This window comes from Streptomyces sp. NBC_01267 (genome assembly GCF_036241575.1).
Lineage (GTDB): Bacteria > Actinomycetota > Actinomycetes > Streptomycetales > Streptomycetaceae > Streptomyces.
Genome location: NZ_CP108455.1, coordinates 3,226,293 through 3,242,530 on the forward strand (window position 1 = coordinate 3,226,293; position 16,238 = coordinate 3,242,530).

At 69.1% G+C, this 16,238-nt stretch carries 17 protein-coding genes; 11 read left to right on the plus strand and 6 right to left on the minus strand.

Annotated features, from left to right (window positions below):
- Positions 1-95: 95 nt before the first annotated feature.
- From OG709_RS14705 to OG709_RS14715, 3 genes are all read left to right on the plus strand, one after another.
- Positions 96-809 (plus strand): GOLPH3/VPS74 family protein, encoded by a 714-nt coding sequence (locus OG709_RS14705; RefSeq protein WP_250301324.1) that lies wholly within the window; start codon positions 96-98, stop codon positions 807-809.
- Positions 810-1,115: 306 nt separating this feature from the next.
- Positions 1,116-1,973, plus strand: coding sequence for a helix-turn-helix domain-containing protein (locus tag OG709_RS14710; protein ID WP_250301323.1), 858 nt, complete (start codon positions 1,116-1,118; stop codon positions 1,971-1,973).
- Positions 1,974-2,154: 181 nt separating this feature from the next.
- Positions 2,155-2,364 (plus strand): DUF397 domain-containing protein, encoded by a 210-nt coding sequence (locus OG709_RS14715; RefSeq protein WP_250301322.1) that lies wholly within the window; start codon positions 2,155-2,157, stop codon positions 2,362-2,364.
- A 145-nt stretch (positions 2,365-2,509) separates the two neighbouring features.
- Here OG709_RS14715 and OG709_RS14720 read toward each other — a convergent pair whose 3' ends face one another.
- On the minus strand, positions 2,510-3,415 hold the full coding sequence (locus OG709_RS14720) for a hypothetical protein (RefSeq protein ID WP_266642516.1): 906 nt from the start codon (positions 3,413-3,415) through the stop codon (positions 2,510-2,512).
- A 102-nt stretch (positions 3,416-3,517) separates the two neighbouring features.
- Between OG709_RS14720 and OG709_RS14725 the strand changes: the two genes are divergently transcribed.
- Positions 3,518-4,369 carry an SDR family oxidoreductase gene (locus tag OG709_RS14725; RefSeq protein ID WP_266642515.1) on the plus strand — a complete coding sequence of 284 codons (852 nt, stop codon included), beginning with the start codon at positions 3,518-3,520 and terminating at the stop codon, positions 4,367-4,369.
- 451 nt (positions 4,370-4,820) lie between these two features.
- A complete protein-coding gene (locus OG709_RS14730; RefSeq protein WP_266642513.1) occupies positions 4,821-6,413 on the plus strand; it encodes a sodium:solute symporter family protein in 1,593 nt (530 codons plus the stop codon).
- A gap of 191 nt (positions 6,414-6,604) precedes the next feature.
- Here OG709_RS14730 and OG709_RS14735 read toward each other — a convergent pair whose 3' ends face one another.
- Positions 6,605-7,720, minus strand: coding sequence for an ADP-ribosylglycohydrolase family protein (locus tag OG709_RS14735; protein WP_250301318.1), 1,116 nt, complete (start codon positions 7,718-7,720; stop codon positions 6,605-6,607).
- A gap of 194 nt (positions 7,721-7,914) precedes the next feature.
- On the opposite strand from OG709_RS14735, the gene OG709_RS14740 reads away from it, so the two are divergent.
- Together OG709_RS14740 and OG709_RS14745 are read left to right on the plus strand one after the other, a co-directional pair.
- Positions 7,915-8,199, plus strand: a complete 285-nt coding sequence (locus tag OG709_RS14740) for a hypothetical protein (protein WP_266642512.1) — start codon at positions 7,915-7,917, stop codon at positions 8,197-8,199.
- A 151-nt stretch (positions 8,200-8,350) separates the two neighbouring features.
- The gene (locus tag OG709_RS14745) at positions 8,351-8,728 is read left to right on the plus strand and encodes a PaaI family thioesterase (RefSeq protein WP_401277908.1); all 378 of its coding nucleotides are present in this window, start codon (positions 8,351-8,353) and stop codon (positions 8,726-8,728) included.
- A 43-nt stretch (positions 8,729-8,771) separates the two neighbouring features.
- Here the strand turns inward: OG709_RS14745 and OG709_RS14750 are convergent, their stop codons facing one another.
- The 3 genes from OG709_RS14750 to OG709_RS14760 all read right to left on the minus strand — a co-directional run bounded on the left by OG709_RS14750 (position 8,772) and on the right by OG709_RS14760 (position 11,074).
- A complete protein-coding gene (locus OG709_RS14750; RefSeq protein WP_266645010.1) occupies positions 8,772-9,965 on the minus strand; it encodes a GDSL-type esterase/lipase family protein in 1,194 nt (397 codons plus the stop codon).
- 135 nt (positions 9,966-10,100) lie between these two features.
- Positions 10,101-10,670, minus strand: coding sequence for a TetR/AcrR family transcriptional regulator (locus tag OG709_RS14755; RefSeq protein WP_250301315.1), 570 nt, complete (start codon positions 10,668-10,670; stop codon positions 10,101-10,103).
- 83 nt (positions 10,671-10,753) lie between these two features.
- On the minus strand, positions 10,754-11,074 hold the full coding sequence (locus OG709_RS14760; protein WP_266642509.1) for a hypothetical protein: 321 nt from the start codon (positions 11,072-11,074) through the stop codon (positions 10,754-10,756).
- A 147-nt stretch (positions 11,075-11,221) separates the two neighbouring features.
- Between OG709_RS14760 and OG709_RS14765 the strand changes: the two genes are divergently transcribed.
- The 3 genes from OG709_RS14765 (at position 11,222) to OG709_RS14775 (ending at position 13,762) form a co-directional block, all read left to right on the plus strand.
- Complete coding sequence (locus tag OG709_RS14765; RefSeq protein ID WP_329166452.1) at positions 11,222-12,049, plus strand: helix-turn-helix domain-containing protein; 828 nt, start codon at positions 11,222-11,224, stop codon at positions 12,047-12,049.
- Complete coding sequence (locus OG709_RS14770; RefSeq protein ID WP_329166453.1) at positions 12,046-12,252, plus strand: DUF397 domain-containing protein; 207 nt, start codon at positions 12,046-12,048, stop codon at positions 12,250-12,252. Before OG709_RS14765 ends, OG709_RS14770 begins: the two co-directional genes overlap by 4 nt.
- Positions 12,253-13,042: 790 nt before the next feature.
- Positions 13,043-13,762 (plus strand): DUF4232 domain-containing protein, encoded by a 720-nt coding sequence (locus OG709_RS14775; protein WP_329166455.1) that lies wholly within the window; start codon positions 13,043-13,045, stop codon positions 13,760-13,762.
- A gap of 14 nt (positions 13,763-13,776) precedes the next feature.
- On the opposite strand, the gene OG709_RS14780 is transcribed toward OG709_RS14775, so the two are convergent.
- On the minus strand, positions 13,777-15,273 hold the full coding sequence (locus OG709_RS14780) for an FAD-dependent monooxygenase (RefSeq protein ID WP_329166457.1): 1,497 nt from the start codon (positions 15,271-15,273) through the stop codon (positions 13,777-13,779).
- Between the two features lie 238 nt (positions 15,274-15,511).
- Between OG709_RS14780 and OG709_RS14785 the strand changes: the two genes are divergently transcribed.
- Complete coding sequence (locus OG709_RS14785) at positions 15,512-16,123, plus strand: MarR family winged helix-turn-helix transcriptional regulator (RefSeq protein ID WP_329166458.1); 612 nt, start codon at positions 15,512-15,514, stop codon at positions 16,121-16,123.
- Positions 16,124-16,238: the final 115 nt, after the last annotated feature.

Below are 16,238 nucleotides of genomic sequence, written 5' to 3' on the forward strand. Positions count from 1 at the left end.
CATACGTCTTGATTGACGCACAAAACACCCAGGCGCTCTCGACAGACCAATGTGAGAGGGGTCACCCTGTCATTCATCCACGCGGGGAGGCATGGATGGGCAGGAGCCGCAGAACGATTCCGGAAGAGCTTCTACTGCTCGCTCTGGACCCGACCACGGGTACCACAGCGCAGCCGCAGTCGCTCGACCTCGGCCTGGCCGGGGCCCAGCTAGTAGAGCTGGCTCTGGCAGGACGGATAGCCCCGGACGGGGATCGTATCGCCGTGGTGATGGCACGGCCGACAGGAGATCCGACACTGGACTCCGCACTGGAACTGCTGCGCAGGCGTGGCAGCCCGGTTCGGGCAGTCCACTGGATCGGCGGGCCCCGGCTGGGGCTCCGCCAGATTTATCTCGCTCATCTGGAGCGGTGCGGCATGGTGCATGCCGTGGCGGGCCAGATGTGCGGAGTGCTGCCGACGACTCGCTACCAGGCGACGGAGACAGCCATCAGCCGGGACATCCGCGCCCGGTTGGACAGTGCGATCCGCACCGGCGTACCGCCGGACCCGCGGACCGCGGCGCTCGCCGCGCTCGCTCACGCAGTGGGGCTCGGCAAGCACCTCTACCCCGGCAACGAGGGGCGTTCATCGCGCTCCCGCCTCCGGGACCTGATCAGACACGACCCCATGGGCGGTCTCGTGGCGCACGCCGTGATGGACGTCCAGAACGGAGCGGTCGCACAGCCGCGCCGGACAGCACCGGCACCGGGTAACGCCGCGCCGATGCAGTCGCACCACGGGCCGATGGCCCGCGTGGCGGCGCACTGAGCGCAACCGCACACCGCATCACCGCACACGCGTCACACGAGCGACCCGCACCACCGGAGCGCCCGGTCCACCCGGGCGCCGGCACCACCAGCACCACGCGAACCGCCGCACCGACGTCCCCACAGACCCGGTTCGGGAGCCGCAACACGAGCGCGCGGGGCCGACACGTCGTCGGCCCCGCGCGCTCACTCTCTGGCCATTTCCCAGCGCAGCGCGTTGCATTGGTGGCAATCTGCTGAGCAGTAAGACCTACCGCGCCCCCTCAAGGTGGGTCTGTGTACGTCAAAAGCCGGAGGTGCTGTTCCCGTGGCGTCCAACGTCAATCCCACAGTCAGGCGACGCCGACTCGGCCAGGAGCTCCGCAAACTGCGTGAGCAGAAGAACATGACGGCCGAGCAGGTCGCCGAGCGTCTGCTGGTCTCCCAGTCGAAGATCAGCCGCCTGGAGAACGGCCGCCGTTCCATCAGCCAGCGCGATGTCCGCGACCTCTGCGGGGTGTACGAGGTCGAGGACCTCCGGATCGTCGACTCGCTGATGCAGATGGCCAAGGACTCCCGCCAGCAGGGCTGGTGGCACGCCTTCGGCGACATCCCGTACAGCGTCTACATCGGCCTGGAGACGGACGCCGCCTCGATCCGCGTGTACGAGTCGCAGGTCCTGCCGGGGCTGTTGCAGACCAGCCGGTACGCGGAGGCGCTGATCACCGGCGCCATGCCGGAGACCTCGACGACCGACATCGAGAAGCGCGTGCAGGTCCGCCTGCGCCGTCAGGACCGGCTCCGGGCCGCCGATTCCCCACTGCGGCTGTGGGCGGTGCTCGACGAGGCGACCCTGCGCCGCCTCGTGGGAGACCGCCAGGCGATGATCGAGCAGCTGGAATCCCTCATCGAATGGTCGCAACTCCCGCATGTCACCCTGCAGGTGCTGCCGTTCGCGGTGGGCGCGCATCCGGGAGTGACCGGGCAGTACGCCATTCTTGAGTTCCCCGACGCCGGCGATTCGAGCGTGGTCTACATCGAGGGCGTCACCAGCGATCTGTATCTGGAGAAATCGCCGGATGTGCAGCGGTACAGCGTCATGTACGAGCACTTGCGGGCGCAGGCCCTGAACGCCGACCAGACCCGTGAGTTCATCTCGAAGGTCGCGAAGGAATTCGCTCTCTGACACAGGGATTCCATTGCAGCGGGCGAAGAGTACAGGCCTCCCCGCAGGCAAGGGAAGACTTCGAGGGGACATGTCATCCGGTCGAGTGAACGCCCGTCTTGTGGCTGAGGGTTCACGAGTAGCGTCGATCGTGTCATCGAGAACGCTGGCACCCATCGACACTGGCGAGACCGGAGCGAAAATGGCAATTCAGCAAGGCGCAGCAACGAACTGGATCAAGTCGTCGTATTCCGCCGGAAATGGCGCGTGCGTGGAGGTCAAGTCCCCCTCCGTTCAGGCCATTTCCGTACGGGATTCCAAGGTCACCGCGGGGCCCCGTATCGATTTCGCCCCCGGATCATGGACTGCGTTCGTCACGGACGTGAGCCGGGGCGCCTTCGACCTCGGCTGATGCCGGGCCTCCTTTCACCAGCGCATCGGACAGGACCCTCTCGACTGGATCGCCGTCCCAGCCGAGGGGGCTCCTCCCGAACGAGCGCATCCCTGCCGAGCATGCCGCCACCGAGCGCACCGCTGCCGAGTACAGCAGTGGTGGGCTACCGCAGCTGATCCACATAGCGGTCGGTGCCCGGCACGGTAGGTACGAAAGGCGCGACCAGCTCCACCCGCCCGAGGCCGCGCTCGACCAGGTCCCCGTCGAGCGCGGCGAAGTGCGACTGCCAGACCTCCCGCGGGTCGGCCTCAAGGAACCACAGCAGGGTGAGCCGGGTATCGACCCCCTCCACCTGCTTGACGTACGTCATCCGGTCGCCCGGCAACGGTGTCGGCCGGAAGACCGTCACCATCGCTGCGGGCCCGCCGGAAAGCCGCTGCGGCAGGTGTGAGGTCCGCAGCCACTCCAGCAACTCGGCGCGCTGCGCGGGCCCTTCGGCATCGATCACCTCAAGGACCAGCCCGGCGTACGGATGGTCGAGCGCGTGGAAGTCCCGTGGCCCGGTGTCCCCGTCCCGGTAGACCGTCGCCTCGTGGTCCTGGAACGACGTGAAGACATGCGTACGTTCCTGATGGACCCGGCCGTCGCGGTTCAGCCGCTTGTTGATGCCGACGGTCCACTTCATGTGCTCGTCGTAGCGGCCCTCGGTCACCCAGTACGTCGAGAGGTAGCAGCCGGCCGTCACCGGCTGGGCGACCGCCGACTTCTCCGGGTAGCGCAGCTCCTGGAGTTCCCGGGTGGCGACCCAGCGGCGGCCCGCCTGCATCCACGGCATCGCCATGGCGCCCGCGTAGAAGTGGTCGTCCTCGTACCAGCGGTTGTACGCGTACTCGTGGCCCGGGTGCGGCTCCACCATGGTGATCAGCGCGTGGCCGGGGCGCACCCCGTACGGCCCGACCGACGCCAGTTCGGCGTACGTCCCGCTGCGGGTGTCCTCTTTCCCGGCCCCCTCGGCTCCCCCGGCCTTCTCGGCTCCCCCGGCCTTCCCGGCACCTGCTGACTGGCTCATCCGATCCGCCATCCTTCCGCTTCCTCCGTCTTCCTTCCTCCACCGGACCGCCCTACTCTGACGCTCCGTCAGACAAACTGCCAGAGTCCGGAGGGCCCGACCATGGAAACCGACCCCCTGGAAACCCGCGCTACCGAACAGCCCGGCGAACAGCCCACCGGATCGCCTTCCGGTTCGCTCACCGGGAAGACCGTCGTCGTGTCGGGCGTGGGCGCCGGGCTCGGTCATCAGGTGGCCGCGGCCGTCGTACGGGACGGGGGCAACGCCGTGCTCGGCGCCCGCACCGAGGCGAACCTCGTGAAGTGCGCCGCCGAGATCGACCCGTCGGGCGCGCGCACCGCCCTGCTGGCCACGGACATCGGCGACGAGGCACAGTGCGACGCACTGGCCGCGCTGGCGGTCGAGCGGTTCGGAGGGATCGACGCGGTCGTCCATGTCGCCGCCTGGGACAGCTACTTCGGTGGAATCCAGGACGCCGACTTCAGCACCTGGCAGGGCGTCATCGACGTCAATCTGCTCGGCACGCTGCGGATGACGCGGGCCTGCCTGCCGGGCCTCAAGGCGCGGGGCGGGGCGGTCGTCATCGTGGGGACACAGTCGGCCGTCGCCGCCCCGTCAGAGGTGCACCAGGCCGCGTACGCCGCGTCGAAGGGGGCGCTCACCTCGGCGATGTACTCGATGGCGCGCGAGCTGGGGCCGTACCGGATCCGGGTCAACACCGTGCTGCCCGGCTGGATGTGGGGCCCGCCGGTGCAGGCGTTCGTCCAGTTCACCGCGCACACCGAGCAGATCCCGGAGGCGGACGTCCTGGCGCGGCTCACCGACCGGATGGCACTGCCCGAACTCGCCACGGACGGAGACGTGGCGGAGGCCGCGATCTTCCTGGCCTCCGACCGCTCGCGAGCGATCACCGGCCAGTCGCTGCTGGTCAACGCCGGTGAACTGATGCGCTGAACGGATGCGCTGAACCGATGTACTGAACAGGGACGTCGACACCTCCTCTTCTCGACCGCACGGGACCCGCATCCCGTGCGGTCTTTCCGTTCGGCCGCCGAGACCGCTTCGTACCGGCCTCTCCGTACCGACCTCTTCCTTCCGGCTTCTGCCCTTTGGCCTCTGCCTTCCGGCTGTGTCTGGCGAAGTGCCCGCTCATGGTGTGGCCCCCGTCACTCCGAGAGCAACCGGTCCAGAGGTCAAGAGCGAGTAAATTCGTTCTACTTGCTGATCCGTGTTCATGCTTGTGACCATTGAAACCCTTGACCCGCCCTTGGCGCAGAGGGTTCAATCCGTGAAGTCCCCGGTCCCGCACGGGGACTTGGCCCGCACGACGTACTGGCGAAGCGTTTCCCGTTCATCGAGGTTCATCGAGATGAACTCAGTACAGGCGGACCCCTGGAGGGGGCACATGAACAGTCTCGACTGGACCGTGCTCATCGGTTACTTCGGCGTGATGATCGCGATCGGCGTCTGGTCCCACAAACGTGTGGACGACGTCAGCGACTTCTTCACCGCCGGCGGCAGAATGCCCTGGTGGCTATCGGGTATCTCGCACCACATGTCCGGCTACAGCGCGGTGATGTTCACCGGGTACGCCGGAATCTCCTACCAGTACGGCCTCACCTCCATGGTGACCTGGTCGCTGCCGATCGCCATCGGCATCGGGATCGGCGCGAAGCTCTTCGCCCCCCGGCTCAACCGGCTCCGCTCACGTCTGCACGTGGCATCGCCGCTGGAGTACCTGAAGGACCGCTACAACATCCAGACCCAGCAGGCGCTCGCCTGGTCCGGTCTGCTGCTGAAGATCGTGGACGTCGGCGCCAAGTGGGCGGCCATCGCCACCCTGTTGGCCGTGTTCACCGGCATCACCATCACCCAGGGCATCCTGATCACCGGCGTGATCACGGCCGTCTACTGCACGGTCGGCGGCCTGTGGGCCGACGCGCTCACGGAGCTGGGGCAGTTCATCATCCAGCTGATCGCCGGTGTCGCGATGCTGGTCGCCACCATGGGCAAGCTGGGCGGCTTCAGCGCGATCTGGACCGTCTGGGACAAGTTGCCCAGCGGCCACACCGACCCGACGGCCGGGCCGTACACGGTGACTTTCCTGCTGGCGTACCTCTTCATCAAGACCTTCGAGTACAACGGCGGCATGTGGAACCAGGCCCAGCGCTACATGGCCACCGACTCCGCACGCTCCGCGACCCGTTCGGCCACGCTCTCCTCCCTGCTGTGGCTGGTGTGGCCCGTGGTCCTCTTCTTCCCCATGTGGTGTGCCCCGCTGCTGGTGCACGCGCAGAAGCCGGACGCGTCCGACTCGTACGCCCTGATGACCGAGTCGCTACTGCCGCACGGGCTGCTGGGCCTGGTCGTCGTCGGCTTCTTCTCGCACACGATGGCCATGTGCTCCTCCGACGCCAACGCCATCTCGGCCGTCTTCACCCGGGACATCGCCCCGGCCGTCTCCCGGGCGGCCCGCGAGTGGAGCAGCCGCACCGGTCTGCTGGCCGCGCGGGTCTCGACGCTCGGCTTCCTGGCCCTGTCGATGGCGCTGGCGACGCAGATCAACTCGCCGACGTTCAAGGACATCATCTCGGTGGTCATCAAGTGGGTCGCCGGTCTGATGGGCCCGATCGCGATCCCGTTCATGCTCGGCCTGCTGCGCAGCTTCCGGAAGTCCGGGCCGACGGCGGCGCTGGTCAGCTGGGCGGCCGGGCTGCTCGCGTTCTACTTCACCAACTACCACCTGGACGGCTCGGTCAACACCGGTGTCGCGCTGGAGTGGCAGGTCTCGCTGCCGCTGGCGATCTCGCTGGTGCTCTACGTCCTCATCGGCTTCGTGAAGCCGGAGGACACCCCGGAACGCGACGCGATCATCGCGAAGGTGAACGCGGACGGCGACGGTCCGGACGGGGCCGGGGCGGCTGTGCCGGCGCAGGCCGGGGCGCGGGACGGGGCCCGGGACAGGAAGGTGACGGGGCGCGAAGGCGCGGACGGCTGACGGCTGACGGCAGTTGGCAGTTGGCTGACGGCAGTTGGCCTTACGGACCCGGTGGGGCCCGCCTCTGACAGCCCGAGCGGCTTCAGGGGCGGGCCCCACCCGTACGTGCTCCACCGGTACGTGCTCCACCCGTACGTGCTCCACCGGTACAAGCCCCATCCGTACGTGCCCACCCGTACTCACGTGCCCGGTCACCCCCGTGGGTACCGCGCCAGCCACCCCGGTGTGGTGAGTGCGGGCCCGTGCAGTGCCGGACCCTGGGTCATCTCCATGGCGAAGTCGTCGGCGAGTTCGAGCACGGTGGCCCGGCCCTCCAGCTCCGACAGCCAGGCGGGCGGCAGCGCGGTCTCGCCGTGCAGGGCGCCCAGCAGGCTGCCACAGATCGCGCCGGTCGCCTGCGAGGGACCGCTGTGGTTCACCGCGAGCCGCAGCCCGTGCCGTACGTCCTCGCCGACCAGCGCGCAGTACACACCGATCGCGAGCGCGTCCTCGGCCAGCGAGCCGTCGCCGAGCTTCTCGACCCGCTCCGGGTTCGGCATGCCCTGGCGTACGGTGCCGAGCGCGTGCTGCAGGGCGTCGGTGACCGGCTGGTGCCCCGGGCGCGGGGTCAGCTGCCCGAGCGCCTGCTGCACGGCCGCGTCGAGGCTGTCCCCGCGCGCCAGCCCGTGCACGATCACGGCGAACGCCCCGGCGCTGAGACACCCGGTCGGATGGCCGTGGGTCTGCGCGGCGCACTCGACGGCCAGTTGGAAGACGAGCCCCGGCTCCCACCCGACGAGCAGCCCGAAGGGCGCGGACCGGCTGACGGCAGAGGCGTCCCGGGCCTCGGGGTTCTTGGGCTTCTCCAGGGTCCCCATCACCTCGTCGCCGAACCCGTTCAGACAGGCCCGCGCCGGGTCCCTGCGCTGGTACAGCCACTCCTCGCAGCCGAGCCAGCCGTTGTCCGCACGGCGCTCGTCGGGCCCCCAGTCACGCTGGGTGGCGGCCCACCGCAGATGCGCGCGGTGCACATCGGTGGGCGGGTGCCAGGCGCCCGTGTCGCGGCGCACCTGGGCCCGGATCAGCCCGTCCACGGTGAACAGGGAGAGCTGGGTGACGGCGGTCACCGCACCACGTCGGCCGTGTACGGGAGTGAGGTCGGTGAGGGCGCCGGCGCCGTGGGCCTCCCGTATCGCTGCCAGGCTGAGCCCGGCGACACCGGCGCCGAGCGCGTCACCGAGAGCACCGCCGAGCAAACAGCCGCGAACACGACTGCGGAAGTCCTGCTGCTCCGCACGGCCCCAGAGGGCAGCGGTCCCTGTGCTCACCCGGCCCCTCCCCGTCGGTCCGTCCGTGTGCGACTGCGCAGCACTGTAATCGAACCGGAACGGTCGGTTGAAGGTGCGATCCGGGTACGCGTAGGAATGTGATTCGGCGTCCTGCTGGTCGTTTTTGACCGGCAGAGGACGGTCCCACGATGTACGACATCCAGGGACCACGAAGGCTCCTCCATAGTGGCGTCATGACAACCACGACCATCCAGGTTCCGGAAGAGACCCGCGATCATCTTGCCCAACTCGCCGAGGAGCGGGGCCTGGGCCTGGGCCGACTCGTCGCGCAGATCGCCGCGCGGCAGCCCAGCGCCGCCCAGATCGCCGAGCGTGTTGCGACCACCCGGCAAGTGCTGCGGGACCGCATGGGCTGCACTCTGACCGACGAGGAATGCGAGCAGGGCCCGAACGTACTGGCCCATGTGTACGCCCTGGCCGCCGGGAAGATGCACTCGGAATGGACCCGAGGAGCGTAAATCACCGTCTCCGCTTCCCTGCCCCGTCCGTCCATCTCATTCCGTCCGTCCGTCCACTGAAGGAGCGCCCGTGGAAGACCAGACACCGCACGAACCGGCGAGCGCTGAGGTACAGGCCCGGGTCCAGGCCAGTTTCGACCGTCAGGGGCTGATGGCCCATCTCGGCGCGCGCCTGGCGCACATCGGGCCCGGCCGTGTGCACATCGTGCTCCCGAATCGGCCGGAACTGACCCAGCAGCACGGCTACTTCCACGCGGGCGCCACCAGCGCCGTCGCCGACAGCGCGGGCGGCTACGCCGCGTTCACCCTGTTCCCCGAGGACACCTCGGTGCTCACGGTGGAGTACAAGATCAACCTCCTGGCACCCGCCGAGGGCGATCACATCGAGGCGGTCGGTACGGTCCTGAAGCCCGGACGGACGCTGACCGTCTGCCAGTTGGAAGTGTTCGGGGTCCAGGGCGACCGGCGGACGCTCGTGGCGACCGGTCAGCAGACACTGATCTGCGTGAAGGGCCGATCCGAACAGTGACCGGCGCGGCCGGCGCCGCAATCGACGCCGGACGCCGGACGCCTCAGGCACCGTCCGTGGTGAACGGCCCCCCGGGCCCGAAGACCAGCGCGCCGAACCGTTCGCCGATGCGGTGGTGGGTGGCCGCGTCCGGGTGGAGCTGGTCGGGCAGCGGCAGTTCGGCGAAGTCGGCCTCGCCGTACAGCTCGCGGCCGTCGAGGTAGTACAGGTGCGGGTCGTCCGTCGCCCGCTGCTTCACGATGCGGCTCAGCTCGTCCCGGACGACGTTGAGCGTCAGCTTCCCGGCCGCCCGCTCGGCGGGGTCGCCCGCGGCCATGAACTGGAGCCTCCCCTCGCTGAGGTTGCTGAAGTCCGGTGCGCTGGGGCCCGGGGTGTCCTCGTGGATGGGGCACAGGACGGGCGAGACGACCAGGAGCGGCGTGGTCGGGTGCCCCTCGCGGATCGTGTCGAGGAAGCCGTGCACCGCCGGGCCGAAGGCGCGAAGGCGCATCAGGTCGGCGTTGACGATGTTGATGCCGATCTTGACGCTGATCAGGTCCGCGGGGGTGTCGCGCAGCGCACGGGCGGTGAACGGGTCGAGCAGCGCGCTGCCGCCCAGGCCCAGGTTGATCAGTTCCACGCCACCGCGCGAGGCGGCGAGCGCGGGCCAGATGGTGGTCGGGCTGGCGGCGTCCGAGCCGTGGCTGATCGAACTCCCGTGGTGCAGCCACACCTTGCGTCCCCGGTCCGTCGCGGGCTCGACGGGGGCGTCGGTGCGCAGCGCGACGAGTTCGGTGATCTCGTTGTACGGCAGCCAGATCTCGACGTCCTTGACGCCCTCGGGCAGCCCCGGGAACCGTACGGTGCCGACCGGCCCCGGACGGTTCTCCACGGACCCGGTGGTCATGTCCACCAGCCGTACGTTCCCGCCGTTCACACCGGCCTGCCCGGCGAGGCGGCCGTCGACGAGCAGGTCGTACACCCCGTCGGGCCGGGGCGGGGCGCCCACGTAGGCCATCTTCGTACGGAGGGTGTCCAGCTCGACGGCAGTGGCACGGGTACGGAACACCAGCCGTACGCCGGAGGGCTGGGCCTCCGCCATGGCCAACTGCCCGTCGGCGCACTGCGCACGGGCCCGCGCGGGCAGCCGGTGCGGCAGGAGCCCGTGCTCGGTGCGCTCCAGGTCCAGGGCGCCGCGCAGCAGGTCCTCGGTGACGGGCGTCGTGATCCAGTTCTGCTCTGTGTCCGTGGTGTCCATGGTGTCCGTGGTGTCCGTCGGGTCCGTGGTCATCTCAGGTCTTCTCCTCTTCTCCACCTGGTGGTCAATGAGTCGTGAGGGGCGAGAGGCGAGGTCGGCCCGGGTCGGGGCTCGCGCCGTCCGTAACAGCCCCGGTCAGGGCGCGGGCCAGTTCCGCAGCAGGGCGTCGAGGGCGTCGATGATCCGCGACCACGTCTCCTGCGAGTCGGGGGCGCTGTGGCTGAAGCCGCCCCCCAGCTCCAGGCTGATGTAGCCGTGGAAAGTGCCGCCGAGGAGCCGGACCGCGTGCGTCTCGTCCGGCTCCGTCAGGTCGTAACCACGCAGGATGGCCCGCGTCATCTGCGCGTGCCGGACGCCCGCGCTGGCGGCTGCCGTCTCCGGGTCGAGCCTCATCCGGGTCGCGGCGTAACGGCCGGGGTGCTCCTGCGCGTAGTCGCGGTAGACGTTCCCGAGGGCGGCCAGGGCGTCCTTCCCAGCCCGGCCCGCCATGGCGGCGGCGCCCCGGTCGGCCAGCTCCTCCAGGGCGAAGAGGGCGATGCCCGTCTTGAGGTCCTGCGAGTTCTTCACGTGCGAGTAGAGACTCGCGACCTTGACGTCGAACCGCCTGGCCAGCTCCGAGACGGTCACCTGCTCGAAGCCGACCTCGTCGGCCAGTTCCGCTCCCGCCTGGATCAGGCGTTCCCTGGTCAGTCCTACACGTGCCATATCCTGCCTCCCGTTCACCAGAAGCCAGTATGCATTTACCTAACACCTTTAGGCAAATAGCTCAGGCGCGTCGGTCACCGTCATCACTCCCCCTCGACTCCGCAGTGCGCCGCACCCGCCCCGTCGTCACCGATGCGGGCACCCCGGCTGCACGCGACACGGAGCACATCCCCCAGCGACTCGGCGGCCCGGGTGAGCGCGAACCGCACGGCGCGCTCACCCGCCGCCCGATCGGCAAGCACGGCGAGCGACCCCTCCAACACCAGCTCGGCGGAGTCGATTTGCTGCTCCTCCAGGTCGTCGGCCAGCCGGGACAGCATGCTGCGGGGGTTGTCGCTGCTGAGGTAGCAGGGCTTGCCTTCCGGGGTGGTCCACGGGAGCAGACGGAGCAGGGAATCAGGCATGTCGGTGCCTCACGGGAGTGGGGGTGGACGGGTCGAGATCACACTGACGAGCGGCGATTACCGTTCGTGTCCCGATGATTACGGCTTGCCCCTACGCTCGGAAAGAGACGCGCGATTGCCTTCGCGCACGGCAACGGGAGGGACGCGATGGCCGACGAAGTCACCGCTGTAGAAGAGGGGTCGGGGCGCGCGGCGCTCGGGCGAACCCTGCGGTATCTGAGGGAGAAATCCGGGAAATCACTGAGCCAGCTGGCCGGCGAGACGCGGTACGACAAGAGCTATCTGTACCGGCTGGAGGTGAGCCAGCGGCTGTCGAAGCTCGCGGTGATGGAGGACCTGGATCGGCACTACGAGACCGGGGGGTTGCTGGTGCAGCTATGGAAGGTGGCTCGGCGGGAGGTGTTCAAGAACAAGTACAAGGAAGTCGTACGGCTGGAACTCACCGCCCGGATCATGCACGTCTTCACTCTTGGGCTCCCCGGGCTGTTGCAGACCGAGGAAGTGGCTCGTGCACTGTTGTCCGGGGATCAGGAAACGGAGAGCGAGGCAGAGCTCGTGGAGGACCAGGTCATAGCGCGCCTGGGTCGGAAGCAGTTGCTCTACCGCAATCCGGCTCCCTCGGTCCGGATCATCATGGACGAGTACGCGCTACGACGGTCGGTGGCTGACGCCGAGGAGTGGGAAGCACAGCTGGAGCACCTCATCGAGGTGGCCGAGTTGCCGTTGGTCACCCTTCAGATTCTGCCCTTCTCTGCAGGAGCCCATCATTTGATGCACGGCTCACTTACCCTGCTGTGGCAGGAAGATGGGAGCGCAGTTGCCTACACGGAGGGCAATCGGTGCGCCGAGTTGATGGAAGATCCGGCCGACGTCACGCGAGCCCGTCTGTCCTACGATCGGCTGCGAGATCTGGCGCTGCCCCCGTCCGACTCCATTGCTTTCATCAGGGGCGTCCTGAAGGAGCACAGAGAATGAACCGCACGCCCGACCTCTCCAATGCCTGCTGGCGCAAGTCCAGCTACAGCGACGGCGGCCTCAACAACTGCGTCGAGGTAGCCGACAACTTCCCCGGGCTCATCCCCGTACGCGACAGCAAGGCCCCCACCGGCCCCGCGCTCGTCTTCCCAGCTGCCGCCTGGACGGCCTTCGTCCAGGACGTACGGGCAGACGCACCGTAAGCAGCCTGACGGGCGAGTTCCGAAGCGGAACGTGTAGGCCGCCCCTGCGCCGCGAGCCGCAGCGCAGGGGCGGGCCCGACCGGACGTTCAGCTCAGGACGACCGCGCCCCGAAACGGTGATTCAAAGACGCAGCCGTGAGCAGCGGCGCACCGACTGGACGAGTCAGGTCTCACTCCTCGATCTTGATGCTGGCTCCGTACAGGTCCTGGCCGTCACCGGGGCCGACCTCGCCGGTCTGGTCGCCCGTGCAGTTGGGGCCATCCCAGACGGTCACCACATTGCCCTGGAGAAGGTTGCGGATTTCCAGGTCGCCGGGTTCGTTGCTGATGTTCAGGCAGCCCGACGGATTCTGATAGGCCCTGCCGTTGACGCGCAGACTCCCCGAGGGGGACTTGGCACCCGACTACCGCAAGGTGTGCGTCCGAATCGCGGCCGGGCGCGCGGTGGTGTGGCCGACTGGCTGCCTGCTCGGGGCGCGGAAGAAGCGACCTGAGGACGGCATGCCACCAGCCGCGGTCAAGATCCGCCGGGTCACGGGTCTGTCCCAGGGGACGGCAACCGCCACCGGATGCCGAGAGATGGCAGGAACCGCCGTTCCGGCGGGCCCCTGCACGGTGCGCCCGGTGTGGGTGCGCATCATGCCCGACCACACGTGTAACAGGAGTGTCTTAGGGCGTGGTTGGGCGGAACGGCTGACCGGGTCGGGTGGGTCCTGGTGTTCAGAAACGTTCGCTCGTACCGACACGTACCGAGCGGCCGGCACTGCCAACCGACACTGAGGAAAACACGATGCGCATTCACAAGCTCACCATCGCCGCCCTGGCCGTTGCCGCCGGTCTCTCGCTCACGGCCTGCCAGAGCGACAACGCCGCCGCCACCGGAAAGAGCGACCAGTCGTCCACGTCCACCGATGCTGCCGCGTCCACCTCGGGCAGCGGTTCGGACTCGGGCAGTTCGGATCAGGGCAGCGGGAAGGGTACGGCCGCCGGAACGAGCTCCACCAGCGGGAAGGGCACGGCTACCGAGACCAGCGCCAACGGGAAGGGCACGGCCGCTGGTACGGGCTCCCACGCGAGCGGCAGCGGCATCGGCAAGTGCCTCACCTCCGACCTGAAGATCTCGGCGACGGACAACACCATCGACGGCGACCCCGACGCCACCGTCGTGGTGGCGCTCACGAACGCCAGCGGCCACGACTGCCGGATCTCCGGATACGCGGGCGTCGACCTGAAGACCAACGCGGGGACCATTTCCGCGAAGCGCACGGGTCAGGAGACCATCTCGACCGTCCTCAAGAACGGGAAGGAGATCGACTTCCCGATCAACTACCCGTTCAACAAGACGGGCGGCACCGGTGTCCGCATCACGGGTCTCGTCGTGACCCCGCCGGACGAGACGCACTCGGTCACCCTCAACTGGCCGGGCGAGGCCTCGCTGCCCGCCACGGACGGCTCCGGCGAGCCGGTGAAGATCGGCCCGATCGGAAGCGCCGGTCAGGGCGGCGAGTGATCCGCCCGCACGGGTCAGCAGGCCTGGCCAGGCGTGGTCCACTCGGCAACCACTGCCGACAGTTCGTCCGGGGAGGCCGACCCGGTGGCCACGGCGGTGTAGCCGTCGGGCCGGATCAGGGCGGCCTCCAGCTCCGACCAGACGCCGGGGCGTGGGCGTGCGGACCGTACGTCCACGCGGGGGGAACCGAGCCCGGCGAAGCGCTGCTCCGGTGTGAAGTCCGCCAGTACGAAACGGTCCTGCCGCAGTGCGTGCAGCAGCGTGCCGCCGGTCAGCGTCAGGTCGGGGGCCCTGGTGCCGGTCAGCGGGTGGGCGCCCGCCGGGGCCGGGTAGGCCAGGTCCAGTCCCGAGAGCCAGCCGGCCAGCTCTCGCGCGGTGTCGCCGCCCCGCGCGATCAGGTCGCTGAAGAGCGTCCGCAGGGCCTCGACCCCGGGCGTGAAGGTGTTCATCAGGACGCCCTGGGCAAGGGTGTTGGCGGCCAGCCGGGCCGCTATTGGCTGGCGTTCGTGGGTGTAGTCGAAGGGACCGTCGACCAGGTGGGCCGGGGCCCAGCCGTGGTGCTCGGCGGCCAGTTTCCAGCAGAGGTTGGCAGCGTCCTGCATCCCGACGTTCATCCCCTGGCCGCCCGCGGGCAGATGGATGTGTGCGGCGTCCCCGGCGAGGAGGACCCGCCCGGACCGGTACCGGTCGGCGTGCCGGGTGCTGTCCGTCGCCCATGAGCTCCAGAAGACGTCCCGTATCCCGCAGTCGGTCCCGGTGATCCGCCGCACCTTCGCCCGCAGCTCGGGCAGCGTCAGCGGTTCGGCCCGCACCTTGCGTACCTCGTCGGGCGCCAGGCCGGTGTCCACGGCCTCGGTGCCGAAGATCCGGTACTGCCCGTCGGGCAGCGGCACGATGCTCAGGCTGCCGGTGTCCCGGTGCCAGCGGTGCTGCGGCGCAGCGGGCGGATCCGCGAGTTCCACGTCGGCCGTGAAGCCCGCAGTCGTCGGCGGGCTGCCGGGGAAGTCGATTCCGGCGAGGCCGCGCAGCAGACTGTGCCCACCGTCCGCGGCCACCAGATAGCGGGCCTCGTACGCCGCGTCCCCGACCCTGACCCGTACGGCCGACGCGTCCTGCTCGAACCCGGTGACGGCCTGGCCGTAGTGCACCGGGACCGCGCGCTCACGCAGGAGGTCGGCGAGGATCCGCTCGGTGCGTGCCTGCGGGATCATCAGCACGAAGGGATACGGAGTGTCGAGCGCCGAGTAGTCCAGCATCTCGGGCAGCACCGCGAAATGGGCGCGGGGTGTCGGCCGGCCCTGTTCCACCAGGACCTCGGACAGCCGCTGTCCCCCGGCTTCGAGCGTGGAGAGCGCCTCCAGCGTGCGGGGATGCATGGTGATGGCCTTGGAGTGCGCGCTGGGCCCGGCGTTGCGCTCGAAGACCTGCACGCTCAGCCCGGCGGCGTCCAGCAGTGCGGCGGTCAGCAGGCCGACCGGGCCCGCCCCGGCGACGACGACGTCCGCGTTCATCGGGCTGTTCCTCGCGGGCGCGGTGGCGACGGGGGCAGGGATCCGGCGTTCTTCCGAGCTGTTCGCATCGGCTTCTCCCCTAACCTGTGAACGTTAAGATAATGAACCCTATGCCGGGTGATTCGGCGGGCGGAAGACCTCTTCCGGCCACTGCCGTTCGGTCAACTGACCCTGTACATATGGGCCTTCCGGCACTCGCCCGGCAAGACGAGCTGCAACAGAGGAAGCGCTGCATCACATGACCCAGAAATCCGGCACCGAGGGCACGGGGGGCACCGAGGGCGCGGAGGGCACGGGCGGTATCGAGGGTGCCAAAGGCGTCAAGGATGCCGACGGTATCGAGGGTGCCGGTGGCACCGACGGTATCGACCGCCTGATTTCCACCCTCGCGCAGACGCACGACCCCGCACTGCTGGAGGCCAAGGCGCTCGCCTACCGGCTGCGCCGGGTCGCCCACCGCCTGGAGACGGAACTCAAGCGCGAACTGGCCCCGCACGGAATCGAGTTGTGGGAACTGGAACTCCTGGCATGCCTGCTCCGGGCGCCGCAGCGACAACTGACCGCCGGAGCCCTGGCCACCGAAATGCAGCTGACCTCGGGAGCCGTCAGCAACCGGGTGGGAAGGCTGGAGGCCAAGGGCTGGCTGGTACGCGATTTCGCACCGCACGACCGCCGCTCGGTCACGGTCACCCTCACTGCGGAGGGGGCCGCCCGCGCCGAGGAAGTGTTCGCCACCAAGACCGAGACCGAACTGCGGCTGCTCTCAGCGCTGTCCGCGGAGCGCCAGCACCGCCTGAACAACGACCTCCGTACCGTGCTGCTCGCCCTGAAGGACGGCGAGGACAACTGAACCGCGGCCGGTGGGGCGCACCCGTGGCGGAGGGTCCGGCGGCAACGGTCGACCAGATCTCCGGCCTGATTGGGGCCGATCGGGGCTGATCGGGGCTGATCGGGACGGGAGTTGC